The sequence below is a fragment of the Lacibacter sediminis genome, assembly GCF_014168535.1.
Lineage (GTDB): Bacteria > Bacteroidota > Bacteroidia > Chitinophagales > Chitinophagaceae > Lacibacter > Lacibacter sediminis.
The window spans coordinates 211,580-237,297 of record NZ_CP060007.1; the positions used below are offsets into that span (position 1 = coordinate 211,580).

A 25,718-nucleotide genomic window follows, 5' to 3' on the forward strand; every position below is an offset into this window, starting at 1 on the left:
TTACGCATCCATCTCATCAGCCACAAACACATCAACAGCTGGTTTGCCTGCCTGCAACAATACCATGTTACAACTATGCAAAAGGTATTGAGGCACGCCTTGTGAATAATAATTACCGCTGTACCAGTATTGCATCAACTGGCTTGCCCTGTTTGTAGTTGACCGGCCGATCAGCAGCCACTGCAATCTTGTAAGTGCAGCATCTGAAAGATGATTGAATGCGCCGCTGTTGAGCAGATTTCTTGTAATATCGATCACATGCTTTTCCATAATTAAAATGTTTTAGTGAATTACAAACAGTAACATGAAATGATTGTGAAGGTTGTCTTATGTAATTGTTACGGCAGGTAAATGTGTATTTGCTGTGCAAAAGAGCGCCTAATGCGGCATGTCAACCGATATTGGCCGTAGTCAACTCCAAATTCTGATGCTTAATGCTCGTATCCGGCTAAGGCTTCCATAACCAAACATTAACCGCCTTTTCCCTTGCCACCCCGCTTAAATGCCGTACCTTTGCCGCCTTAAAAAAGGCAAGAACACCAACCGTTTCGGCCTAACACATTGAATATGAATATTCGTAACATAGCAATCATTGCTCACGTAGACCATGGAAAAACAACCTTGGTGGATAAAATCTTACACGCAACCAAGGTGTTTCGTGATAACCAGGATACTGGTGAACTGATCATGGACAGCAACGATCTTGAAAGAGAGCGTGGCATTACCATCTTTTCTAAAAATGCAGCCGTAGTATATAATGATGTAAAAATTAATGTTATTGATACTCCGGGTCACGCCGATTTTGGCGGTGAGGTGGAGCGTGTGTTGAAAATGGCAGATGGTGTAATTCTGTTGGTAGATGCTTACGAAGGCCCGATGCCACAAACACGTTTTGTGTTACAGAAAGCACTTCAGTTGAATTTGAAACCAATTGTGGTGATCAACAAAGTTGATAAGCCGAACTGTCGTCCTGATGAAGTGCATGACTCAGTATTCGACCTTTTCTTTAACCTTGATGCCACTGAAGAGCAATTAGATTTCCCTACTTATTATGGTAGTGGAAAGAATGGTTGGTTCAACGATTCATTAACTGAGATCGATAATATCTTCCCATTGTTAGATGGTATTATTAAGCATGTGCCGCCACCTAAAGTTGCGGAAGGTCCGTTGCAAATGCAGTTAACATCATTGGATTATTCTTCTTTCCTCGGGCGTATTGCCATTGGTAAAGTAAGTCGTGGTGCAATAAAAGAAAATCAGCAGGTTGCTTTGATGCAGGCAGACGGAACAGTGAGAAAACTGAAAGTGAAAGAGCTGTATGTGTTTGAAGGAATGGGTAAGAAAAAAGTAACAGAAGTTATTGCAGGTGATCTTTGTGCCGTAGTTGGTGTGGAAGATTTTAATATTGGTGATACATTGGCGGATGCAGAAAATCCGGAAGCATTACCGGTGATCAGTGTTGATGAACCGACAATGAATATGTTGTTCAGTGTAAACAACTCGCCGTTTTTTGGTAAAGACGGAAAGTTTGTTACAAGCCGTCACTTACGTGACAGATTGATGAAAGAAACGGAAAAGAATCTTGCGCTCCGTGTTACTGATAGTGATGATGGTGATAGCTTGATGGTTTATGGCCGTGGTATTCTTCACCTTGGTATCTTAATTGAAACCATGCGTCGTGAAGGGTATGAATTAACGGTTGGTCAGCCACAGGTAATTACCAAAGAAATCAACGGTAAAAAATGTGAGCCTTATGAAATACTGGTGGTAGATGTACCGCAGGAATTCGCAAGTAAAGTAATTGATCTAGTTACCCGCCGTAAAGGTGAAATGCTGATCATGGAAACCAAAGGTGAAATGCAGCATCTGGAATTTGAAATTCCATCAAGAGGGTTGATTGGTTTGCGTACACAAATGCTCACAGCAACAACTGGTGAAGCTGTAATGGCGCATCGCTTCAACGAATACAAACCATGGAAAGGTAGTATCCCCGGAAGAAACAATGGTGTATTGATTTCAAAAAACACAGCTAAGACAACCGGTTATTCTATTGATAAATTACAAGACCGTGGTACTTTCTTTGTTGATCCTGCTGAAGAAGTTTATGCCGGACAGATCATTGCAGAAAACATTAAACCGGGCGACCTGGTTGTAAATGCAACTGAACCAAAGAAATTAACCAACCACCGTGCAAGTGGAACTGATGATGCTACACGCATGGCACCAAAAACGTTGATGACGTTGGAAGAGTGTATGGAGTATATTCAGTTTGATGAGTGTATTGAAGTTACACCAAACTACATCCGTATGCGTAAGGTGATTTTGGATGAAGAAGAAAGAAAGAAACAATCAAAATCAATGAACGCTCAAATGGCGTAAGAGATATAATCAAAGACCCCGATCAACTGATCGGGGTCTTTTTTATTTAGCACATTTTGTTTTTATATTCAAGTATCAACCTTCAATTCGCTTTATATCTGCACCGAGCTTTCGTAAACGTTCATCGATGTATTGATAACCTCTGTCGATCTGTTCAATATTCTGAATAGTACTTTTTCCTTCAGCACTTAAAGCAGCGATCAGTAATGCCTGTCCGGCACGTATGTCGGGGCTACTCATGGTAATACCTCTCAACTTTTGTTCACGTTCCAAACCAATTACTACAGCACGATGAGGGTCACATAAAATAATTTGCGCACCCATATCAATCAGTTTATCTACAAAGAACAAACGGCTTTCGAACATTTTCTGATGAATCAATACACTTCCTTTTGCCTGGATAGCAGTTACCAGAACAATACTCAACAGGTCAGGAGTAAAACCCGGCCACGGATGATCGTAAATAGTCAGTACACCACCATCGAAGTAACGTTGTATTTCATATAACTCCTGTTCGGGAATATGGATATCATCTCCATCAATGTTCAGTTGAATACCCAGCTGACGAAATTTTTCAGGAATGATTCCAAGCTGATCTACACCTGCACCTTTAATAAGAATATCGCTCTGTGTCATTGCTGCCAAACCTATGAAGGAACCAACTTCGATCATATCAGGCAAAATGCGATGAGCTGTACCAGCTAAATAGTCAACACCTTCAATACTCAACAAATTACTTCCTACTCCGCTGATCTTTGCACCCATACGATTAAGCATGGCGCAAAGTTGTTGTATGTAAGGTTCACACGCTGCATTGTAGATCGTGGTAGTACCGCTTGCCATACTTGCAGCCATTACAATATTAGCAGTGCCGGTTACAGATGGTTCATCCAATAACATGTTTACACCTTGCAACTTTTTTGTTGTGAGATGAAAGAAGCCATCTTCTGAATGATAGTTAAATGCGGCACCTAACTTTTCAAAACCAATGACATGTGTATCTAATCTTCGTCTTCCAATTTTATCGCCACCAGGCTTTGGAATAAATGCTTTTTTATAACGGGCAAGCATTGGTCCGGCCAACATCACACTTCCACGAAGCTTGCCACTTTTCTTTTTAAATGTTTCACTGTGCAGGTAATCAATATCTACATCATCTGCCTGGAAAATGCAAGTATCACGTTGCGGCCGTTCGATCTTCACATTCATTTCACCCAATAATTCAATCAGAAGATTTACATCAACAATATCAGGAATGTTTGTAATGGTTACTTTTTCAGGAGTAAGCAAAACAGCACTGATGATTTGCAATGCTTCGTTCTTGGCGCCCTGAGGAACAATTTCGCCTTTAAGTTTTTTACCGCCTCTTACTTCAAAAGAATGCATGACTTGTAGTTAAAATGTTTAAGTGTATTGCCTGATAAGGTTTGGATGTTACAAAGTACAGGGAAATAAAAAAGGTTAACAAGAACATTTCTTATTAACCTTCTAAAAATTTTGGAGCACTAAGATCAATATCTCTTTTTAAATTTTCCACCACCGCCGCCACGGTTGTCACGGCCTCCACCGCCTCCACCTCTGTTATCTCTTCTTCCATCACCACCGCCACTGCGTTGCTGAAAATGTTTTTTAAATTTTCCACCGCCGCCGCTGCCACCACGGTTTTCTCTGAAGTCATCGCTTGGGCGATATTGACGTACAAAAGGACGATTATTAAACTCCAGTTCACCTTTTGTAATTGCACTTAACTCAGCCTGGATTGCATCGTCATGAATATTTTCTTTGTGCCAGTTGTTGTAAGAGAGTTTCATGTAATAAGCCACTGCATTGGCAAAGCCCTGTTTCTTTTCAGGGTTCTCTTCTTTCAAAGCTTTATCGATGATCACTTCAATATTTTTACCGAGGTGATTATAACGTGGGTAACGTTTAGGATAAGGCAAACGTTCAGGCTTTGCTTTCAATGATTCTCTTGTTGGAATCGGGTAGGGGCTATCTACATCCAATTTAAAATCAGAAATAAGGAACAAGTGATCCCATAATTTATGACGGAAATCTTCTACGTTCTTCAGGTGCGGATTTAAAAAGCCCATCAGTTCAATTGCCACTTGTGCCTGCTCTTGTCGCTTCTGGCGGTCTTCAATTGTGATGATATGATCAACCATTTTCTGGATATGTCGTCCGTACTCACGAATGGTTAAATGATTTCTTGTTGTGTTATATTCCATAAACTTGATAATAGCAAATGTAAGCAAAGGGTTGATAAAAAAAGCTGCCCTTTTTAGGGGGCAGCTGGTTCCAGTGGTAAACTATGACTATCGAAAAACTTAGTGTTTTACTATTTTTTCTGTTATGATGTCACCTCCATCGATGATCTGTAACAGATACATACCACTGTTGAGTGTGCCGGGCTGTAACTGGTTAAAGCCGGTTGTTGTGCGGCCATTTGCCAGTGCACGACCACTCATGTCAATAATACGCCAATTGTAAGAACCGTTGCTGTTAAGCGCAATTTCATTTTTGCTGATAATATTGGTAACCACATCCACTTTTGATTTGCTACCAACTTCACGGAGAGCAACTACATTAGAGTAGTATTTCAATTGTGAGGCGGTTGTAACCAATAGGCGGTAGTAGATTGTTTTCTTTTCTGAAGGTTGGTAACCGAAACTTGTGCTGTTGCTGTTTACATTTTGCAGGCTGCTAAAGCTCATGCCGTTTGTTGATGTTTCAATCAAGATCGACTCAATTGGTTCATCGGCAACAATGTTCCAGTTCAGTTCATGGTTGTTATTGTTTGCTTTTCCGTTCAGCTTCATGCTTTGTACCGGAAGAGTTGAAGGAAGAGCAGCACCGCTTACGCTATAATCTCCCAACATGCCATAAGTAGATACGTTTGAGTTGGCTGCGTTTGTTAACCGCAGATAGTAAGTTCCTGCACTTACAAAACTATCGATCGCAACATTTAATGTTGTTGCCGGATTGTATATGTTAATAGTATTACCTCTTGAATCGAGGATGGCCATTTGCATATCCACATTTGGTTTGGTTGAACCACTTGCAGATGGTGTTGCAGATAGTTGCAAACGTGTGTCGGATGTAATATCGATACGGAAGATGTCAACATCTGATGAAGTGTTGATCTCGCTGCTTACATTAAAACCTGTTGTTGGCTGGCTGTTCGCTGAGATAGTTGTTGACATAGGCAAGGCAGTGGCAGTGCGTGTTGTGTTACCAACTAAGTCTTCCTTATATCCAAAGCCATTATCAGTACCTGCAAGAATTGATAAGTCGTCCTGTAATTTAGTACAACCCTGTGTGCTTGTTCCTTTGTGCCAAAGTGTGAGTGTTTTACCATAGCTGTTGCCCATAATAGGAGCCCAGCTTGTTGCACTTCCATTTGCCCCTGTACCTGGGTTGTATTCATATTTGAAGTTGCAATCCGCATCATACAAGGTTTGGTGATTCAAACCTAAGGTATGACCACTTTCATGTGAAGATGCTTCGGCAATATTTTTTTCGTTATAGTTCAAAAGATTAGCGAAAACAAATCCCGGAATTTCCATTCCCCAACGGAATGTGTTGAGGTAGGCTACACCACCTGCACTACCATACCAGCTGCTGTAAGCGGTAACAATAATGCGTTGTCTTTGATTGATAGGCGCAGCAAAATATACCGTTGAATCCGTTGTAATGTTCAGATTAAAGGGGTTGAAATCTTCTGCTACCTGGTAAAATGCTGTAGTGATCTGTGCTTCAGTTAATCCTGAAGGTGTGCAATAAAATGTTCTGCCACCATTCCAGTAAGGAGTGCTTACTGTTTGTCCATCGAAATCAAGAAAAATGGTTGCACTTGCAGTTGGGTTACTGCTCAGTTTAGGCACCTGAGCGGATGCTTTGAATGCAGTTGTTGCAAATAAGGCAACAAGGCATAGGATTAGACGTGTCATAGTATTGGATTTTAAAAGGAAATAAAAATACCTGCTGGAACAAGTAATTATTTTAGTCAGCTATCATGTGTGAAACCTGTTTTCTGTTCCAGTTGTAAGAACCGGTAACAGCATCTTTCTCCATCATCAACATATCACTATGTTTTTGACTGATCATGATACCACGATAAATGATGCTTTGATCAGGCAAAGTGGTTCTTGAAATGGAGAGAAGAAGACCAGGGCGATCAGTTGATTGAACCGTAACGGTTGTAAGACCGGGGGCATCGCTGGTGATAGCAGTTACTTCACCTTTAAAACGAAGACCATTTGTTACAAACAAATCAACTGTTTCATTTAGGCGTGCATTCATAACATCGCTGATAAAAGTTTGCGATGGAGCAAAGCGGGAAGCTACATTGTTAAACATTGCTGGCTTACCATCATGCTTCTGACGACCTGATTGAAATTCTTGGGAGAAAGAAAAAATAGATAGTGTACAAAATGCAAGTGCAAAGACTAGCTTTTTCATAGAATACGTTTTAGGATATTGGAATACTGGATTACGAAACAAATGTAGACGGAAGAATTAAATCAGGCAATAGGTATTTCTCTGTATTTTAAAAATAGACCCCGCTGGAAAGCGGGGTCGTTTACCCAAAATCCACATTGTAAAACCATCAATGTATCCTGACTCTTCCCTGTTGCGAAAGAATTATTTTTAAATTATAAACTATTAACGCACACTTGTTTATAATATTATTTCATTTTGAAAGAACATGTAATAAATAGCAATTACTGTTCCAAACTTTTTCAATGCCAAGATTATTTTTTTTGATTCAAAACTATTTTCAAATATTAAGTGAAACTGCTTAAAACTGTAACCGTATTTTCTGCAATTTCAAGCCTTTTTAGTTCTGTTTTAAACCTCTTAAGGTTACATTTTCTGCCTGTAAAAGTAAAATCGGAAACAATAGCATCCTATCGTACTTCTTTTGAATAATTGCTTGGGAAATCAACGTTTTTAATTGCATAATTTCCTGATTTGTAGAACAATACTATTCAATTTCAATCTCATTGTTTCACACCTACCTTTGCATTTCTTCTATGGTGATTGCAATTAATACAAAAGCATTGCTTCCGGGTAAAATGGAAGGCTATGGATATTATATTGAAGAGATATTTTCCAGGATAGCCCTCAATCACCCCGAGCATCAATTCTATTTTTTATTCGACCGACCTTTTGATCAAAGGTTTATCTATGCTGCAAACATTCAACCGGTTATTATTAAGCCTCAGGCCAGGTTTCCATTGGCATGGGATATTTGGTATAACTTAATGTTACCCCGTGTTTTACGAAAGATAAAAGCAGAGGTATTCGTGAGCACAGATGGCTTCTGCTCACTTCGTACAAAAGTACCCCAATGCCTTGTTGTGCACGATCTTGCTTTTCTTCATCATCCCGAATTTATTTCGAAATCACATCGCAATTATTATCTGAAAAACACCGGTAAGTTTTTAAAGAAGAGTAAAGTTATTGCAACCGTTTCTGAGTATTCAAAACAAGATATCGTTGAAAAATTCAAGATCGATCCGGCAAAAATTCATGTCACTTATAACGCACCCGGTTCTCTTTTTCAACAACTTTCATATGATGAAAGAGAACTGGTAAAGGAGAAATACAGCGCTGGTTGTGAATACTTTATTTACACAGGATCAATTCATCCCCGCAAAAATCCAATCAATTTATTAAAAGCATTTTCGAGATTCAAAAAGCGGCAACAAAGCAGTATGAAATTGGTCTTTGCCGGTCGGCTTGCCTGGAAAACAGACGAGTTTACCAAGCTGCTTTCCTCTTTCAGATTCAGGAATGATGTGATACTTACCGGCTACCTGGAGAAAAATGAATTGGCGAAACTGGTGGCCTCTGCCTATGCATTGGTTTATCCTTCTTTTTTGGAGGGGTTTGGTGTGCCACCGTTGGAAGCGCTACAATGTGGTGTGCCTGCCATTGTTTCAAACAACAGCGCAATGCCTGAGGTGGGGGGCGATGCATATCTGTACATTGATCCTGAAAATCCTGATGATATTGCTGAAAAATTGATGTTGATCTATAAAGATGAAACACTGCGAAGCCGATTGATTGAAAATGGAAAAAGACGTGTGCAGTTGTTTAATTGGGATGAGTCCGCAAAAAAAATGTGGGGCTGTATTGAGCTGGCCGCCTCTGCCGAATAACTTACCTTTGCCGCACAAAATTTAGTATGCATAAAAGTAATATATCTATCGACGTTTATTTAGATGAACAAAAAGTACCTGAGCAAATTAAATGGAAGGCTAGCGACAGTAGTGCAGACATGGACCAGACTGCAAAAGCTATGATGCTGGCGTTTTGGGATGGTGCTGATAAATCAGCTCTTCGTATTGATCTCTGGACAAAAGAAATGATGGTTGATGAAATGGCAGATTTCTATTATCAGTTACTCATGACCATGGCCGATACATTCAATCGTGCAACAAACCAACCCGAACTGAGTGCCGAAATGAAAGAGTTTGCAAAAGACTTCATGCAGAAATTTAAAAAAGAACAGCTTAATCAAAATCAGTAATAAACTATGAGCCTGGAAGAAAACGTTATGGCACAATTGAAAGATGCCATGAAAGCAAAAGATGAAGCAGGATTACGTGGTCTTAGAGCAATTAAAGCAGCTATCCTGCTGGCTAAAACCTCAGAAGGGGGCGGCGAAATTACGGCTGATGATGAAATAAAACTGTTGCAGAAGCTTGTTAAGCAGAGGAAAGATTCACTTGATATTTTCCGTCAGCAAAACAGAGCCGATCTTGCCCAGAAAGAAGAAGAAGAAATTGCCATTATCGAAAAATTCCTTCCAAAACAAATGGATGCGGAAGAATTGAAAATGATCATTGCAGGAATTATTACAGAAACCGGCGCATCATCACCTGCCGATATGGGTAAAGTGATGGGTGTTGCCAGCAAACAGTTGGCAGGCCGGGCCGATGGTAAAACAATCAGCGCTGTGGTAAAAGAACTTTTAAGCAAATAGAATGATCATTGATATTGTTGTATTGATCGCTCTTGCTTTTGCAATAATAAAAGGTTTGCGCAGTGGCTTGATCGTTGCTGTTTTTTCAATTATTGCATTTGTAATTGGATTAGCAGCGGCTCTTAAGCTGAGTACAGTGGTGGCCGCCTGGCTGGCACAATCAACAAACATCAATACACAATGGTTACCTTTTATTGCATTTGCTGCGGTTTTTTTCCTGACAGTATTTGCAATAAGAGCAGTGGCAAAGCTCATTGAAAAAGCAGTTGATCTAGCTTGGATGGGTTGGGCAAATAAACTTGGTGGTGCGTTAGGCTATGCAATACTTTACCTGTTAATACTAAGTGTTTTATTTTTCTATGCTGCAGAAATGAAATTATTGACAGACGAAACTATAGCAGCTTCCCGAACATATGAATTTATTCAGCCGTTGGGACCAAAAGTGATCGATGCAATTGGCGTTGTATTACCCATTTTCAGCAATATGTTTTCGCAGTTAGAAGACTTCTTTGAGAAGCTGGGTACACAAATAAAGCAGCAATAACGGCAATCTGCAACTGAATTACAATTTTTCACACAAATCAACTATTTTAGCAATTAACAACTGTTATTTGCTGCCAGAAATGAACTACGAAATAATACAGGAAGGAAAGTTTAAGTATATCGAAGTCGGTGAAGGCGAACCGCTCATGCTGTTGCATGGGTTGTTTGGTGCATTAAGTAACTTCAAAGATCTGCTTGATTATTTCAGCAAACGCAACAAAGTGGTTGTACCAATGCTCCCTTTGTTTGAGCTTGACTTACTTCATACTTCAGTTGGCGGCTTAGAAAAATACGTTCAGAAGTTTATTGAATTTAAAGGATATGACAACATCCACATGCTTGGTAATTCACTGGGAGGCCATGTTGCATTGGTGCATGTGCTGAAACATCCTCAACGCATTAAATCACTTATACTAACAGGCAGTTCCGGCTTGTTTGAAAACGGAATGGGTGATACCTATCCTAAACGTGGCGATTATGAGTACATCCGCAAAAAAACGGAGGTAACATTTTACGACCCCGCAATGGCAACAAAAGAATTGGTTGATGAAGTATACGATATCGTCAATCAACGGTTGAAAGTAATTAAAGTAATTGCGCTGGCGAAGAGTGCCATTCGTAATAACCTTGGTGATGAATTGAAGGAAATAAAAACTCCAACTCTTCTCATTTGGGGAAATAACGATACAATCACGCCACCGTTTGTAGGAAAAGAATTCAACAAACTCATTCCGAATTCTGAACTCCATTTTATTGATAAATGTGGCCATGCACCGATGATGGAACGACCGGATGAGTTTAACGAAATATTAAATGGGTTCCTTACCAAGTTAAATACGCCGGTACCCGTCTAAGAAGAAAGAATATGACAATGACAGCAGCCGAACTCATATCAAACCACATACCCACACTTCAAACCACAGATACGGTTCGGCAGGCTTTGGATTGGATGAATGAAAACAGAACCACTGAGCTTCCCGTCGTTACTGATCAAAAGTATGTTGGGCTTGTGTACGAAGACGATATTGAAGAGGAAGATGAGACTTCCAGCATTGCCCCGTTTCTTCACGATGGCAAACCGGTAAATATTAATCCCGCCGATTTCTTCCTTGTTCCATTAAAAATTATGCATCAGCAGAAGCTGAGCCTTTTACCTGTTGTGAAGGAAGACGGTGAATTGATGGGCATCATTACAAGGGACGATCTGTTGCAGGCAGCATCACATTATAATGCGGCAGCCGTTCCGGGAGGCATTGTAATTTTACAAATGCAGCCAAACAGTTTTTATATTTCTGAAATTGGCCGGATTGTTGAATCTAATAACGCAAAGATCATTCATTTGAACACCTGGACAGATAGTTCAACGGGTGAGCTGATGGTGGCCATTAAAGTAAATAAGAACGATATACAAGATATACTTTCTTCGTTTGAACGTTACGAATACAATGTGATTCAGTATTTTGGCGAAAACCTTTCAGAAGAAGAGCTGCGCTTGAATTACGATCATCTCATGAACTATCTTAACATATAGTTTCTGCAGTTGACCTGTTTTTTCTACCTGATTCATAGTAAATTTAAAATCTGTCTTTAACAGAAAACTAATTATGCGGCCAACAAAGGTTCATACTATTTGCCTGCTCATTCTCCTGCAGGTTGTTGTTGGGCGGCTATATGCACAACCATCAGTTGCAATAGAAACAGCAAAAGAAAATTTACGTAAAGTCATTCGTCAACTGCCTGATTCGGTTGAATTTGTTGTTCGTTCAGTTACTGTAACAGGGAATAAAAAAACAAAATCATACATCATCCTGCGTGAAGTGCCTTTCAGTCAAGGATCAAAAATGTTCAGCAGCCAAATGGAGGAACTACTCGACCAGGCAAGACTGAATGTTTCTAATACGCAACTGTTTCTTGAAGTAATACCTAAGATAACTGCATGGGATGAAAAACAAGTAGACATTCTGTTTGAAGTAAAAGAGCGATGGTATTTATTTCCCTTCCCTTATTTTAAATTAGTCGATCGAAATGTTAACCAATGGCTGACTGAACAAAACAGGAGTCTTGAACGTGTGAATTATGGGTTGAAATTGAACTGGGATAATGTATCAGGAAGAAGAGATAAGCTCAATTTTAATTTCGTTAATGGCTACACACGAGAGTATTCAATTTTCTATGAACAACCTTATGCCGATAGAAAACTTGAAAGGGGTTTTTTAGGCAGCATTTATTACAAGCAGTCGAGGCAAATGGCCTACGCAACAGACAGTAACAAGCAGGCATTCTATCCGGCAAACAATGGGCAGATCAATGATTTTGTTCGCACAACGTTTAAAATGGAAGCCGGATTCACCGTCAGGAAAGGTGTAAATCATCGTCATACGTTTCGTCTTAGTTATGCAAAAGAATCAGTAGCAGATACGATCAGTAAGTTGATTGCTGATAACTCGCTCAAAGGATACCTTCCTTATTTTACTGAAAACAGATCGAAGCAGGAGTTTGGAGAATTTTCGTATTCATATCAATACTACAACGCTAATAATATTGTATACCCGTGGAAGGGATTTCTTTTCAACGGTTCATTTATGCAAAGGGGTTTAGGAGCTAAAGGAATGAATCTGTGGCAGTTTTCCGGTAAAGCGGGTAAATTTTTCCAGTTAGCTAAAAAGACTTCGGTTTCTGCTGTTGGATATTATATGGTGAAAGTACCTTTCAAACAACCAATGTATAATATTGGTGCGCTGGGTTATGGTGATTGGTTTTTACGTGGGCTCGAATACTATGTTATTGATGGCGTGCAGGCTGGTATCCTAAAGGGAACAATAAGACAGGAAGTATTAAATCTGAATGTTCCAACTTTCTTATTTAAAAACGAGAAGTATAAAAAGATACCTTTTAAAATTATTGCAAAGGTTTACGGCGATATTGGAGCAAGTCATTTGCCTGCCTATACAAATAGTATTCTAAACAATCGTTTTCTGTATACGTATGGTGCGGGTATTGATGTGTTGAGTTACTACGATTTTATTGCCCGCATCGAATATTCGTTTAACCAGTTGGGCGAAAAGGGATTATTTTTACATGTACGCAGAGATTTTTAATCTTCGTCCACATCTTTACTAAAAACAATTTTAAATCTGTTACAACAGTTATCAATTAAGTAACAGCAACTAAAGTGAACACATGAAAGTAGCTATCTACAGCCGGGTGTTTGAGTCTGATCAGAAAGAAGATATTCAACGTTTATTAAAAGAATTGAAGGCGAACAATATCCGTGCACATATCTACAGAGGTTTTTATGAGCAGATAAAAGAGCAAATTCATTTTGATGAAGAGCCGCCTATATTTCATTCTTCTGAAGAACTTGATGATACATTTGAATGCATGATCAGCCTTGGTGGCGATGGTACATTGCTCGACACCGTTACAATGGTGAGAGAATTGCCCATACCGTTGCTTGGCATCAACTTTGGCCGTCTTGGTTTCCTCGCAAGTATCGGTCGTGAAGAAGTAGAAACCGTAGTGGCTTCATTAAAGAATCATACCTATGTTGAAGATGAACGCACTCTTATTCATCTCGATAGCAACATGCCACTCTTTGGTGACACACCATACGCTCTCAATGAATTTGCTATCCACAAACTCGATACATCGTCCATGATAAAAATTCATGCTTACCTTAACGGTGAGTTTTTGAACAGTTACTGGGCCGATGGATTAATTGTGGCAACACCAACGGGTTCAACCGGCTATTCACTCAGTTGTAATGGTCCTGTTGTTTTCCCTGATTCAGGAAGTTTCGTCATAACCCCCGTTGCACCGCATAACCTGAACGTACGTCCCATTGTTGTGCCCGACAACAACATCATTTCGTTTGAAATTGAAGGCAGGGCCGATAGTTTTTTGTGTACACTCGATTCAAGAAAAGAGATCGTTCATAAAACCATACAACTGGCGGTGAAGAAAGAAGATTTTACAGTAAGCCTCATTCGTTTAAATGAGAACAACTTCCTCCAAACCTTACGCAACAAACTTTCGTGGGGCCTCGACCGCAGAAACTAAATACATCAAATCAGCCGGGGATATATGAAAACCCTGATATTTGCGTTATTACTTTTTTTGAGAACTGATGCTAATGAAAACATTGCTTTTTACCCTTATTCTGCTCTCTTTGTGTGTTGCTCCTTTCATTGTTCGTGCCCAGTATGATGGCTACAAGCATGAAGGGGAATTTGGTGTTCAGCTAGGCGCTGCCCATTATTTCGGCGACCTCAACCCCGACAAAAAACTCAACCGCCCAAAACTTGCAGGTGGAGTTTTCTTCCGAAAACAAATAAATAACTATGTAGCTATACGCATTGGAGCCAATTTTGCCCAATTAGGGTACAGTGATATTTATGAAAAGAAAAATGAGTTTCGGATGCGTCGGAACCTGAGTTTTAATACCAATTTATGGGAGCTGATGTTACAGGGCGATTTTAATTTCTTCCGTTTCAATCCCACAAATCCAGGCGAACGGTTTACACCTTATATCACGTTTGGTGCAGGCGTCTTCAACTTCGATCCATATGCTTATTTGAATGATACCAAGTATTTCCTCCGTCCATTAGGGACTGAAGGACAAGGTTCTGCTGCTTATCCCGATCGTAAACTCTATTCAACAACTGCCTTTGCTTTTCCGGTGGGTATAGGTGTAAAATTTGCATTGACAGACAGAACAAATCTCAATTTCGAGATTGCTCATCGCTTTACCACTACTGATTTTATTGATGATGTTTCCGGTACATATGCAGGACTTGCAACATTTCCTGTAGGGTCACCTGCATCTTTTTTGCAGGACAGAAGTTATGAAACAGGCACTCCCATTGGCGTTGCAGGAACACAGAGGGGTTTTAGCGGTCCACGTGATCAGTATATAATGGCAACAGTTGGCATTACCTTCAGCATTACTTCATATAAGTGCCCTACAGCCAATTAATTTTTCTTTTGATCATAAGCGTATACGGTAAATAGCCGAAACCCGAAACAACAGGTTATCGTTTATTTTTTCTTCATAAACATATTGCTTAATTCTTCCGCTGTTACCCAATCTGATCCGGCGAAATAAACTATGCCCTGCCTCCAGATTCAACACTAAGTTTTTAGTGAAATAAAAATCAGAGAATAGACTGAGTTGGTTGTCGTTAAATTGAATATATCTTCCGTTAAATAACTGGTAACTGTTGTTTACTGCTTTAAATGTAAGCCCGGCATACCAGCGTTTCTTCAATTTTTTTTCAAGAAAAAGTGAGCCTGGCAATGCTCCCCATATTTGAAAAGTGCTGTCAATTTTAAATTCCAGCCCCGCTATTGGCATAAAGAAATTGCCAAAGGCTTCACGGTTATAATACAACCCTGCTTTTAAGGTTAGTTTTGGGTTGATCTTATAATTCATCACAACAAACCCGCCAGCCTGGAAAGAGCCGGGTAAACTTATTTTCTCTGCATTGTTGCGTAGGATCATTGTTGTGTTGAGAAGAAATTTAGAACGCTTTATTGGAGTAAGAAGTGTGATAGGAAGACCGATGCCTGTTGGGAAAAATTGCTCTCTTTCCACGATAAGTGAAGCTGGTTTATTTCTATCCGGAAGATTCACTTGCCAGTTTTCAACGTATGGACTGATGATCAATGCCCCTCCAGTTTTTTTAAAACGCATGGGCAACGTAAGCGAAGCGTTGAAATATTCAAATGAATTTTTGTGGTTGTTCCTTCGGATGAATCCTTGGTCGGGTGATTGGATCATACGTACATTCAATACATCAACATAAGGTTGCGCAATGGAAACCGTTACGGTAAAGACAATGAACAGAAAGAGGAGTCCTTTTCGCATGGGAAAGAATTTTTCTGTTAAGAGGATTTGGGGTTGACTAGCCTGATCAAAGTACAAGTAATTATTAACGAAAGCGAATGTTCTTCACCATTTATCAGGGGGTACTGCCTGTTTTGCTCCCGCCGATTTAACATGGAGGCCTGCGCCGAACCAAGAATCCTGAGCCTTAGCAAACCGAAGTTGGGTAAGGTTTTGCAGCGAGTGGATAACGAGAACAGCTGTGTTTAAAGGAATTTAGCAACCTATGAAAATTATTGTGCAAAATTTTTACTGTAAATCAATTCATTACAAAAGCGCATGTAAAAATACTTTCTCCTTTCTTTGGCAAATTGACTGAAGCAGCCCTACCTTTGCGACCCGTTCTAAAAAGCGGGATTTTCTAAAAACTCCACGGGATGGCGTGGAAAAAATAAAATACAATGAGCAAACTACATTTCACTACGAAGCATGCGAACGAGGCTACTGTGCAACGTAACTGGTACGTTGTGGACGGCACCAATCAAACCGTTGGACGCATGAGTTCAAAAATCGCTGCAATCCTTCGTGGTAAAAACAAAGCCTATTACACTCCCCACGTTGACTGTGGAGATTATGTAATCGTAATTAACGCCGATAAGGTTGTTTTCACTGGTACAAAAATCGACTACAAAGAATACCACAACTTCAGTGGTTACCCAGGTGGTCAGAAAATTGAAATCGCAAAAGACCTTCTGCGTCGTCGTCCGGAAGTGGTTGTTGAGCGTGCTGTAAAAGGTATGCTTCCTAAAAACCGTCTTGGTCGTAAGATGTACAAAAAGTTGTTTGTGTATGCTGGCGATAAACATTCACACATTGCACAACAACCAAAAGAACTGAAGTTCTAATCATTTTCAAATTTTCAAATTTTTTATAAATGGAAAAGCAAAAAAACGCAGTTGGTCGCCGTAAAGAAGCCATTACCCGGGTGTTTATGAGCAAGGGTACCGGTAACATTACTGTGAACGACAAAAATTACAAACAATATTTCAGCCTGATGTATTTACAAAATCAGGTGGAAGCTCCTTTAAAAGCAGTTGATTCATTAGATAAGTTTGATGTAAAAGTGAATGCAACCGGCGGAGGTATTAAAGGACAGGCCGAAGCGATTAAGCTGGGTATTGCCCGTGCATTACTTGAAGTAAATCCTGAGTATCGTCCTGTATTAAAAGCTGCAGGTTTATTAAAGCGTGATCCACGTGGTGTTGAACGTAAGAAATTTGGTCATAAGAAAGCACGTAGAAGCTTCCAGTTCTCTAAACGTTAATACACTCATTGGCCTTTGGCCAATGATCATGATCAAACAATTATTAAAAACGATTATACAAATACAATGGAAAATAACACTTCATTACAACAGCAATTACTCGAAGCAGGTGTGCATTTCGGTCACCTGAAGAAGAAGTGGAATCCCAAGATGTTACCTTACATCTTTGCTGAAAAGAAAGGTATTCACATCATTGACCTTAACAAAACTGTTGAAGGTTTGCAGGAAACTGCAGCAGCTATGAAACAGCTGGCACGCAGCGGTAAAAAAATCATGTTTGTTGCTACCAAGAAACAGGCAAAAGAAATTGTTACTGAATGCGCACAAAAAGTAAACATGCCTTACGTAACTGACCGTTGGTTAGGTGGTATGTTAACTAACTTCAACACTGTTCGTAAGAGCGTAAAGAAAATGCAGAGCATTGAGAAAATGCTGAACGATGGTTCTTTCGACAGCATTACGAAGAAAGAGCGTTTGCAATTAAGCCGTGATAAAGAGAAAATGGAAAAAGTATTGGGCGGTATCGCTAACATGAGCCGTATCCCAGCTGCTTTGTTCTTAGTTGATATTGGTCACGAGCATATCGGCTTGGCTGAAGCAAAACGTTTAGGCATCACTACATTTGGTTTGGTTGATACAAACTGCGATCCTAATAAGGTAGATTACTTTATTCCCGGTAATGATGATGCAACGAAATCAATTGCGATCATTACCCAATTCCTCACTGCAGCAATTGCAGAAGGTTTAGCAGAGCGCCAGGTTGAAAAAGAAGAAGATGAAACAGAAGAAGTAGAAGATAAAGGTGCAAAGTTTGACGAAGGTGAAGAAGGTGGTCGTGACAGAGGCGGACGTGGTGGTCGTGGTCCGGGACGTGGTCCTGGGGGTGCTAACGCTGGTGGTCCTGGTGGAGCTCCAAAGCGTCGTGTACCAAGCACACAGAAGCGTACTTCAACCAGATAATAATGGCAGGAAGTAAGAAGTAGGATGAACGAATAGCAAGACTTCTAAAAAATAAAAAATGCTTTCTGCCTGAGTTAGTTTGTAAACTTTGGCAGGAAGCATTTTTCAAATTCATAATTTTTCAAATTAATAAATATGTCAACTGTAACAATAAGTGCACAGGATATTAATAAGCTTCGCCAGGCAACTGGTGCTGGTATGATGGATTGTCGTAAAGCATTAACTGAAACAAATGGTGATTTTGAAGCAGCGATCGATTGGTTGCGCAAGCAAGGCCAGAAAGTTGCGGCAAAACGTAGCGATCGTGAAGCAAAAGAAGGTGTAGTGATTGCACAAACAAGTGCTGATAATAAGATAGGTTATGTTGTATGTATCAGTTGCGAAACTGACTTTGTAAGTAAGAATGCAGACTTTGTTGCCTTTGCACAATCAATTGCCGATGCTGCTGTGGCAAACGATGTAAAAAATACTGAAGAACTGAATGCTGCTGAAGTAAATGGTTCAAAAGTTGCTGATCTTATAAACGATAAACTTGCTGCTATTGGTGAAAAGATCGGTATCAGCAAATTTGAGCGTGTTGAAGCTCCTTATGTTGCGTCTTACATTCACGGTGCATACCGCATGGGTGTATTGGTTGGTTTAGATAAGGAAGCTGTTGAAGCTGGTAAAGATGTAGCGATGCAAATTGCTGCAATGAACCCTGTAGCCGTTGATGCTGACAGTGTGCCTGCTGATGTAGTAGCACGTGAAAAAGACATCGTTGTTGAATTGATGAAGCAAGATCCGAAAATGGCTGGCAAACCTGAAGAAATGATCGCTAAGATCGCTGAAGGTAAAATGAATGCATTCTTTAAAGAGCAAACATTGTTAGCACAGTCATTCGTTAAAGATGCTTCGAAGAGTGTAGGTGATTTCCTGAAATCTTCAGGTGATGTGAAAGTAACAACATTCAAACGTGTTGCTTTAGGATAAAACTAAAATGTAATCCTGATAACGGTCCCGTGTACGAAAGTGCACGGGATTTTTCATTTAGGTGTTCTATACTTGTGCAACAGGTCATCAGTACTTGCCAACCGGAGAAGTATGCATACCTGATAGCTGCTAATCCTTTACATTTGAAATGAAAACATATTGCTATGCAGGAACAACTGAAGTTTCTCAAAAACGAATACATACAGATCATCAGTAAAGCAGATACTTCGGCACAACCCAAATGGGGCAAAATGAATTTTCAGCAAATGGTTGAACATGTGGCTGCGTTCTTTAAAGTATCAACACATAAACTAAAATTCGATCTTGTTTCGCCACCTGAACACATGCCCAAGCTCAAAGAATTTTTAATGAGCGATAAGCAGTTCAGAGAAAATACAAAAGCTCCTACGAGTATTATCGGTGAAGAACCGTTTCCTGTTCATTTTACATCTCCTGAAGAAGCAGTAGCCAAACTGGAAAAAGAAGTAAGCCATTTCTTTCATTTTTATGAAACGAATCCCACAGCTACTGCCGTGCATCCTGTATTTGGCGAACTGAATTTTGAAGAATGGGTACGCCTGCATTACAAACATGTGACCCATCACTTGCGCCAGTTTGGTTTGATGAGTTAAAAATGCAGCAAGGCGTTTACAGAACTGTCTTCTGCTGTAACTTAGCAGCCTAACGATTATTAGCAAATATGAATAAGCTCGGCAATTATATTACCGGTCATTGGATCAATGGCGAAGGTGATGGACAATTATTATATAATGCAGTAACCGGTGAAACGATCGGTTCAGCTTCCACCAAAGGATTAGATTTTAAATCGATACTCGAATACGGACGTACAGTGGGTAATCCTGCTTTACGTAAAATGACGTTTCATGAACGAGGCAACATGCTAAAAGCATTAGCCCTTCATTTACGCAATCACCTCAATAAATTTTATGCTGTTTCCTATCAAAGTGGTGCTACCAAAGCCGATAGCTGGGTAGATATTGAGGGCGGTATTGGTAATCTGTTCGCCAATGCATCGCTTCGCCGCAAGTTTCCCGATGAAGTTTTTTGTATTGATGGTGAAAGTCATAACCTCAGCAAGAACAATACATTCATGGGCACTCACATTCTTGTGCCGAAAGAAGGTGTGGCGGTTCATATCAATGCATTTAACTTTCCGGTGTGGGGAATGCTTGAAAAAATTGCTGTGAATTTATTAGCAGGTGTTCCGGCTATTGTAAAACCTGCTACTGTTACTTCTTACTTAACAGAAGCCGTGGTAAAAGAAATCATCGCTTCAAACATTTTACCGGAAGGTTCCTTGCAATTGATCTGCGGCAGTGCAGGTGATTTATTAGATCATGTAACCAGCCAGGATGTGGTAACATTTACTGGAAGTGCATCAACCGGGTTGATGTTGAAATCAAATCCAAACATATTGCGTGAAAATGTTCCATTCAATATGGAAGCAGATTCACTCAATTGTATTGTGTTGGGCGATGATGTGCATCCCGACATGCCTGAGTGGGATATTTTTATAAAGGAAGTGCGCAAAGAAATGACCTTGAAAGCAGGGCAACGTTGTACTGGCATCAGAAGAATATTTGTACCGGAGAATAAAATGGAAGACCTGTGGAAAGCAATAGCAACTTCATTGGCACAAACAATCATTGGCAATCCATTGAATGAAAAAGTAAGAATGGGTTCGCTTGCAGGCGAAACACAACGCAAAGAAGTAAGAGAACAGGTGCAGAAATTATTAGCGTCCTCTCAAATTGTGTACGGCAGTTTAGATAGTGTTGATGTGGTTGATGCAGATGCAAACAAAGGTGCTTTTCTTTCACCCATCTTATTGAAGAATGACTCGCCTTGGACTTCAGCACAGGTGCATGAAGTGGAAGCATTTGGTCCGGTGAGCACTATTATGCCGTACAAAACAATGGATGAAGCAATTGCCTTAAGCAAATTGGGAAAGGGTAGTTTGTGTTCTTCGATTGTAACTGCCGATCATAAAACTGCAAGGCAATATGTAATTGGTGCAGCAACGCATCACGGTCGTATACTTGTATTGAACAATGAGTGTGCGAAAGAAAGTACCGGTCATGGTTCACCGTTACCATTGTTGGTGCATGGTGGCCCGGGTCGTGCCGGCGGTGGCGAAGAGATGGGTGGCTTGCGTGGAGTAAAACATTACTTGCAGCGTACGGCTATTCAAGGATCGCCTACAACCATTACAGCTATTACGAATGTGTATCAACCAAATGCCAAAGGGAAAGATCCCGGCAAGCATCCGTTTAAAAAGTATTTCGAAGAATTACAGATAGGTGATCAGATCATCACAGAAAAAAGAGTGATCACGAGTGAAGATATTGACCGCTTTGCTGATTTGAGTGGCGATCATTTCTATGCACACATTAAAACAACTGATTTCACCGGCACCATGTTTGAACAGCAGGTGGCGCATGGTTATTTCATCATGAGTATTGCAGCCGGGTTGTTTGTAGACAGTTATGAAATAAACCCTGTGTTGCTCAACTATGGTATTGATGAATTGCGTTTCACCAAACCGGTTTATCCCGGCGCCGAAGTGTATATCCGGTTTACCTGTAAAGAAAAATTACCAAACGATAAACGTATTGTTGAAAAGCCCGAAGACTTTAAAAGGGGCGATGACATTGAAAAAGGTATCGTAAAATGGTTAGTCGAGTTTTTTGATGAAACGAATGAAATAACCGGTGTTGCTACAATTTTAACAATGGTAAAAAAATTAAAGCAGTAGCAAGCATTGCATTTATGCAAAGAGTGCTGTAATTTAATAAGACTAAATCAACGAATCATGGTAACGCAGATCAGCGAAGCATACGTAAAAAAGGAATTGCACAAAGGAATTGCAACTGTTGAGTTTCATCATCCGCAAAGCAATTCGTTACCCGGCAGTTTATTAAGTGAGTTGGCACATACCATTTCGCACCTGGCGCATGACCCGAACGTATTAGTGATCATCTTAAAATCATCAGGTGAAAAAGCATTCTGTGCAGGTGCAAGTTTCGATGAGCTGGTTGCAATAAAAAATGAAGCAGAAGGATTAAAATTCTTTAGTGGCTTTGCGCATGTGATCAATGCGATGCGTAAATGCCCTAAACTGATCATTGGCCGTATTCATGGCAAATGTGTTGGCGGTGGTGTTGGTTTAGCTGCCGCTGTTGATTATGCAATTGCAGTGGAAGGATCGGATATAAAATTGAGTGAGCTGGCCATTGGTATTGGTCCGTTTGTGGTAGGTCCCGCAGTAGAACGCAAGACCGGCACTTCAGCATTTTCGCAACTGGCAATTGATGCTTCAAGCTGGCGTAATGCCGATTGGGCAAAACGAAAGGGTTTATTTTCTGAACTGCATCCTACCATTGAAGACATGGATGAGTCGATCTCAAAACTTGCAAATACATTATCGCACTCTTCACCTGAAGCTATGCATGAAATGAAAAAAATATTCTGGAAAGGAACAGAGCATTGGGATGAATTATTGATCGAACGTGCAAAGATCAGCGGCAGGTTAGTGTTGAGTGAGTTCACCAAAAATGCAATTGCAAGATTTAAAGCGAAGAGTTGAACTACGAAACCATAATCAACGAGTTCAAAAAACAGTTTGGACATTTACAAAAAGCCGGTCTTGAGATTCATGGTATAGCAAATCTAATTGGTGACCACAATGTAATTTCTATTTCTACTCCTTTTATATTCGACAGGACTAAGTTGCCTAAAAAAATTATGGGACTAGACCTACGAGAGGGAATCACTGAATTGCCAAAAGAATTTCAGGATATTAATGATGACAAGGAATACATTTGGGCTTATCAAAGATTTGAGGAGTATGTCGACAATCATGCTGATCTAATTCGGAACGTACTTAGCAATCCAGAAATGAAACAGCAGGAAATGTTAGATGCGCTATGTTTTGGCGATTTTAATAGTCATAAAGAAAAGTGTATTGAATGGGAGAAAGAAGGAAAAATTCCAAAGTGGGCAAGTAAATAATTCTTCATTCTATCCTCGTTCTCTTTTTTATTTTTAGCACATGATTCAAACCTTCTCTGAAGATAATTTTCAAACTTACTGCGATCTTCTATCTAAAAAAGATAAACACCTAAAAGCAATCATCAAAGAATATGGCTATCCACCTATGTGGACCCGCAAGCAAGGGTTCGAAACACTCATCCTCACCATTCTTGAACAGCAGGTTTCATTAGCAGCCGCATTTGCTGCCTATAAAAAATTAAAAGAAAGAATAGGTGTTGTTACGCCTGCAAAAATTCTTGCCATGAGTAATGAAGAATTACGTGAGTGTTATTTCACAAGACAAAAGCAAGTGTATGCCAAAGAGCTGGCAACAGCAGTAACAACAAAAAAGCTTCAGCTAAAAAAGTTTTCATTGTTGACTGATGAAGAAGTCAGAACACAGCTTACATCTATTAAAGGTATTGGCAACTGGACAACCGATGTTTACCTGATGCATGCATTGCAACGCACCGATCTTTTTCCGTTAGGCGATATTGCCTTGGTGAACAGTTTAAAAGAAACCAAACAATTACATCCACATATCAGCAAAGAAGAAATGCTCTCTATTGCTGAACCATGGCGACCTTACCGTACAATCGCTGCCATGATTTTATGGCATGCTTACATTAAGAAACGGAATATTAAGATTGAACATTGATAAACGTCTGCACAATTACAGATCGTCGTACTCATATAGATCATCAATATGTGTACCTGCCTTCATATCAAATACAGGTTTAATGATGCCGTTTTCAAGACCATATACCCATCCATGCAGATCCGGTCGTTGTTCATGTTTCCATGCACGTTGAATAATAGAAGTCTTCGCCAGGCTGAACACCTGTTCCTGTACGTTTAGTTCTACAAGCCTGTTTGTTTTCTGTTCTTCATCATTCAACAGATCGAGCTCTGCCCGGTGAATACGATATACATCTTTAATGTTACGTAGCCACATGTTCAATACGGGTTTAAAATCATTTTTGGTAAGGGCAGCTTTAATACCACCACAGCCATAGTGACCACAAACGATCACGTGTTTTACTTTTAAATGATTTACCGCATAATCAAGAACGCTCAGCACATTCACATCAGTATTGATCACAAGGTTAGCCACATTGCGGTGTACAAAAATCTCACCTGGCTCAGTGCCTGTGATCTCATTGGCCGGAACACGGCTGTCGCTGCAGCCGATCCATAAGAACTCTGGCGTTTGCAAATGAGCCAGCCTGTCGAAGTATTCAGGATCCTCCGACACTTTCTTTGCAGCCCATAGCTTATTCTCGTTCAATAACACTTCGTATGGTTTCATAGTTGGGTTGTTTTGTCTATTGTAAACAAACAGATGTTTGTATTACAGATGGATAAGTGTTAAATTTTTTTAAGATAAATATGACATTAAAAGTAAACAAACCAGTTGATTCGTTGTTATTTTAGCCGCCCGCAAGGTATGAGTGGCTTGGTTTCCAGTATTCAAAATCATATCTTGCAACACATTTCATGAAGAAAGGTCGCATACCATATAGCATAATTCAAAAAGCATCCACCATTTTTATGATGGCTGCTTTGCTATGGCTTACGATCAGCCTTCCGTTTGTTTATGCCGGTCAGCAGGAAATTGCTCAGCAGCAGCAAACAGAAAATAGCGGCTCGCCTTTCACCGGTAATGAAGAGGAAAGCGCAAATCCTTTCGGTAATTCAACCGAGGAAAAAGCTCCCGGTAATAATTCCTTTTCAGAAGAATATCTTCATGACCATCACAAAGAAGATGGTTTATTAGCAGTGGCCAAACAATATCGTTCTTGTGAAAACGCAAGAAACTATATTGCTTTTCATGGCGAACTTTTGGTTCCCCCTCCAAACGTTGCTTAATTAATTCTCCTTTATTGAATCTGGCCTTAAATCAGCCTGTTTTACTGTTACATTAATCATACAATTATGTTGTCATACACGTATGGCAATAACTTAAAAACTTAAAATGATGAGAAAGCATTCGAAAGAATACTTAGAAAACCTGACGCCCTACCAAGGATATGAGATCTTAGTTGAGGGCAACCAGCGCTTTGTAGAAAATTTATCAGTTAATCATGATCACTTAGAGTTGATCAACCAAACAAGAGAAGGTCAATATCCATTTGCTGTGATATTAAGCTGCATGGATTCACGCACATCAGTTGAATTGATATTTGACCAGGGCCTGGGTGATCTGTTCAGTATCAGGATTGCAGGAAACATTGTTAACAACGACATCATTGCTAGTATTGAATATGCTGTTAAGTATGTCGGTTCAAAAGTATTAATGGTGTTGGGGCATACAGAATGCGGCGCTATTAAAAGTGCGAAAGCCGGCGTAGAAGACGGACATATTACTGATCTGTTGAAACGTATACAACCTTCTATCAGCAAGGCTATGCTGAAAGATGAACACGATCACATGTTTACCGATAATGTTGCTTATGCAAACGTTGAAAATAGTCTTGAAGAAATACTCACACGCAGCAGTATTGTAAAAGATATGTTCGAGAAAGGCGAGATCGGCCTTGTAGGTGGGGTGTATAATATCGAAACGGGTAAAGTTGATTTCTTTAAAAATCTTACAAAGAGTAAAAAGAAGCAACAGCTAGCAGCTAAAGTATAAAACCTGATTGCTGAAAACAATTAAGATCCCAAATAAA

Annotated in this window: 28 protein-coding genes; 21 read left to right on the forward strand and 7 right to left on the reverse strand. The window is 39.9% G+C overall.

Annotated elements, in window-relative coordinates; all coding sequences use genetic code 11:
* Complete coding sequence (locus tag H4075_RS00975) at positions 1-270, reverse strand: hypothetical protein (protein ID WP_182803301.1); 270 nt, start codon at positions 268-270, stop codon at positions 1-3.
* A 297-nt stretch (positions 271-567) separates the two neighbouring features.
* On the opposite strand from H4075_RS00975, the gene typA reads away from it, so the two are divergent.
* A complete protein-coding gene (gene typA / locus H4075_RS00980; RefSeq protein ID WP_182803303.1) occupies positions 568-2,379 on the forward strand; it encodes a translational GTPase TypA in 1,812 nt (603 codons plus the stop codon).
* A gap of 75 nt (positions 2,380-2,454) precedes the next feature.
* Here the strand turns inward: typA and murA are convergent, their stop codons facing one another.
* From murA to H4075_RS01000, 4 genes are all read right to left on the reverse strand, one after another.
* Positions 2,455-3,765 (reverse strand): UDP-N-acetylglucosamine 1-carboxyvinyltransferase, encoded by a 1,311-nt coding sequence (murA, locus tag H4075_RS00985; RefSeq protein ID WP_182803305.1) that lies wholly within the window; start codon positions 3,763-3,765, stop codon positions 2,455-2,457.
* 125 nt (positions 3,766-3,890) lie between these two features.
* Positions 3,891-4,604 (reverse strand): DUF4290 domain-containing protein, encoded by a 714-nt coding sequence (locus H4075_RS00990; RefSeq protein ID WP_182803307.1) that lies wholly within the window; start codon positions 4,602-4,604, stop codon positions 3,891-3,893.
* Between the two features lie 99 nt (positions 4,605-4,703).
* Positions 4,704-6,326, reverse strand: coding sequence for a T9SS type A sorting domain-containing protein (locus H4075_RS00995; protein WP_182803308.1), 1,623 nt, complete (start codon positions 6,324-6,326; stop codon positions 4,704-4,706).
* Between the two features lie 52 nt (positions 6,327-6,378).
* A complete protein-coding gene (locus H4075_RS01000) occupies positions 6,379-6,837 on the reverse strand; it encodes a hypothetical protein (RefSeq protein ID WP_182803310.1) in 459 nt (152 codons plus the stop codon).
* A 575-nt stretch (positions 6,838-7,412) separates the two neighbouring features.
* Here H4075_RS01000 and H4075_RS01005 point away from each other — a divergent pair.
* The 9 genes from H4075_RS01005 to porG all read left to right on the forward strand — a co-directional run bounded on the left by H4075_RS01005 (position 7,413) and on the right by porG (position 14,888).
* Positions 7,413-8,543, forward strand: coding sequence for a glycosyltransferase family 4 protein (locus H4075_RS01005; protein WP_182803312.1), 1,131 nt, complete (start codon positions 7,413-7,415; stop codon positions 8,541-8,543).
* 26 nt (positions 8,544-8,569) lie between these two features.
* Positions 8,570-8,914, forward strand: a complete 345-nt coding sequence (gene gldC, locus H4075_RS01010) for a gliding motility protein GldC (protein ID WP_182803314.1) — start codon at positions 8,570-8,572, stop codon at positions 8,912-8,914.
* A gap of 6 nt (positions 8,915-8,920) precedes the next feature.
* Positions 8,921-9,370, forward strand: a complete 450-nt coding sequence (locus tag H4075_RS01015) for a GatB/YqeY domain-containing protein (protein WP_182803316.1) — start codon at positions 8,921-8,923, stop codon at positions 9,368-9,370.
* A 1-nt stretch (position 9,371) separates the two neighbouring features.
* Positions 9,372-9,914 (forward strand): CvpA family protein, encoded by a 543-nt coding sequence (locus tag H4075_RS01020; RefSeq protein WP_182803318.1) that lies wholly within the window; start codon positions 9,372-9,374, stop codon positions 9,912-9,914.
* 79 nt (positions 9,915-9,993) lie between these two features.
* Entirely contained in the window at positions 9,994-10,767 is a 774-nt protein-coding gene (locus H4075_RS01025; protein WP_182803320.1) for an alpha/beta fold hydrolase, read from the forward strand.
* 17 nt (positions 10,768-10,784) lie between these two features.
* The gene (locus H4075_RS01030) at positions 10,785-11,444 is read left to right on the forward strand and encodes a CBS domain-containing protein (RefSeq protein ID WP_182803322.1); all 660 of its coding nucleotides are present in this window, start codon (positions 10,785-10,787) and stop codon (positions 11,442-11,444) included.
* A gap of 73 nt (positions 11,445-11,517) precedes the next feature.
* A complete protein-coding gene (locus H4075_RS01035; RefSeq protein ID WP_182803324.1) occupies positions 11,518-13,011 on the forward strand; it encodes a POTRA domain-containing protein in 1,494 nt (497 codons plus the stop codon).
* Positions 13,012-13,093: 82 nt separating this feature from the next.
* Positions 13,094-13,972 (forward strand): NAD kinase, encoded by an 879-nt coding sequence (locus H4075_RS01040; protein WP_182803326.1) that lies wholly within the window; start codon positions 13,094-13,096, stop codon positions 13,970-13,972.
* A gap of 73 nt (positions 13,973-14,045) precedes the next feature.
* Entirely contained in the window at positions 14,046-14,888 is an 843-nt protein-coding gene (gene porG / locus H4075_RS01045; protein WP_182803328.1) for a type IX secretion system protein PorG, read from the forward strand.
* Positions 14,889-14,900: 12 nt separating this feature from the next.
* Here porG and H4075_RS01050 read toward each other — a convergent pair whose 3' ends face one another.
* Positions 14,901-15,779, reverse strand: coding sequence for a DUF6268 family outer membrane beta-barrel protein (locus tag H4075_RS01050; RefSeq protein ID WP_182803330.1), 879 nt, complete (start codon positions 15,777-15,779; stop codon positions 14,901-14,903).
* A 419-nt stretch (positions 15,780-16,198) separates the two neighbouring features.
* On the opposite strand from H4075_RS01050, the gene rplM reads away from it, so the two are divergent.
* From rplM to H4075_RS01095, 9 genes are all read left to right on the forward strand, one after another.
* Positions 16,199-16,642, forward strand: coding sequence for a 50S ribosomal protein L13 (gene rplM, locus H4075_RS01055; protein ID WP_182803332.1), 444 nt, complete (start codon positions 16,199-16,201; stop codon positions 16,640-16,642).
* Positions 16,643-16,671: 29 nt separating this feature from the next.
* Positions 16,672-17,061 (forward strand): 30S ribosomal protein S9, encoded by a 390-nt coding sequence (gene rpsI / locus H4075_RS01060; protein WP_182803334.1) that lies wholly within the window; start codon positions 16,672-16,674, stop codon positions 17,059-17,061.
* A gap of 66 nt (positions 17,062-17,127) precedes the next feature.
* Positions 17,128-18,021, forward strand: a complete 894-nt coding sequence (gene rpsB, locus H4075_RS01065; protein ID WP_182803336.1) for a 30S ribosomal protein S2 — start codon at positions 17,128-17,130, stop codon at positions 18,019-18,021.
* A 135-nt stretch (positions 18,022-18,156) separates the two neighbouring features.
* Positions 18,157-18,993: a translation elongation factor Ts gene (gene tsf, locus H4075_RS01070; RefSeq protein WP_182803338.1), complete on the forward strand. Its 837-nt coding sequence runs from the start codon at positions 18,157-18,159 to the stop codon at positions 18,991-18,993.
* Positions 18,994-19,157: 164 nt separating this feature from the next.
* Positions 19,158-19,625, forward strand: coding sequence for a DinB family protein (locus tag H4075_RS01075; protein WP_182803340.1), 468 nt, complete (start codon positions 19,158-19,160; stop codon positions 19,623-19,625).
* A gap of 68 nt (positions 19,626-19,693) precedes the next feature.
* Positions 19,694-21,769: a phenylacetic acid degradation bifunctional protein PaaZ gene (gene paaZ, locus H4075_RS01080; RefSeq protein ID WP_182803342.1), complete on the forward strand. Its 2,076-nt coding sequence runs from the start codon at positions 19,694-19,696 to the stop codon at positions 21,767-21,769.
* 57 nt (positions 21,770-21,826) lie between these two features.
* Positions 21,827-22,600 (forward strand): enoyl-CoA hydratase/isomerase family protein, encoded by a 774-nt coding sequence (locus tag H4075_RS01085; protein ID WP_182803344.1) that lies wholly within the window; start codon positions 21,827-21,829, stop codon positions 22,598-22,600.
* Positions 22,597-23,025 carry a hypothetical protein gene (locus H4075_RS01090; RefSeq protein ID WP_182803345.1) on the forward strand — a complete coding sequence of 143 codons (429 nt, stop codon included), beginning with the start codon at positions 22,597-22,599 and terminating at the stop codon, positions 23,023-23,025. The genes H4075_RS01085 and H4075_RS01090 overlap by 4 nt, the downstream gene beginning before the upstream one ends.
* Positions 23,026-23,065: 40 nt before the next feature.
* The gene (locus H4075_RS01095; protein ID WP_182803347.1) at positions 23,066-23,704 is read left to right on the forward strand and encodes a DNA-3-methyladenine glycosylase family protein; all 639 of its coding nucleotides are present in this window, start codon (positions 23,066-23,068) and stop codon (positions 23,702-23,704) included.
* 15 nt (positions 23,705-23,719) lie between these two features.
* Here the strand turns inward: H4075_RS01095 and H4075_RS01100 are convergent, their stop codons facing one another.
* On the reverse strand, positions 23,720-24,355 hold the full coding sequence (locus H4075_RS01100; protein WP_182803348.1) for a carbonic anhydrase: 636 nt from the start codon (positions 24,353-24,355) through the stop codon (positions 23,720-23,722).
* 188 nt (positions 24,356-24,543) lie between these two features.
* Here H4075_RS01100 and H4075_RS01105 point away from each other — a divergent pair, with 188 nt between their 5' ends.
* Entirely contained in the window at positions 24,544-24,915 is a 372-nt protein-coding gene (locus tag H4075_RS01105; RefSeq protein ID WP_182803350.1) for a hypothetical protein, read from the forward strand.
* Between the two features lie 106 nt (positions 24,916-25,021).
* Complete coding sequence (locus H4075_RS01110; RefSeq protein ID WP_255460277.1) at positions 25,022-25,681, forward strand: carbonic anhydrase; 660 nt, start codon at positions 25,022-25,024, stop codon at positions 25,679-25,681.
* Positions 25,682-25,718 lie beyond the last annotated feature (37 nt).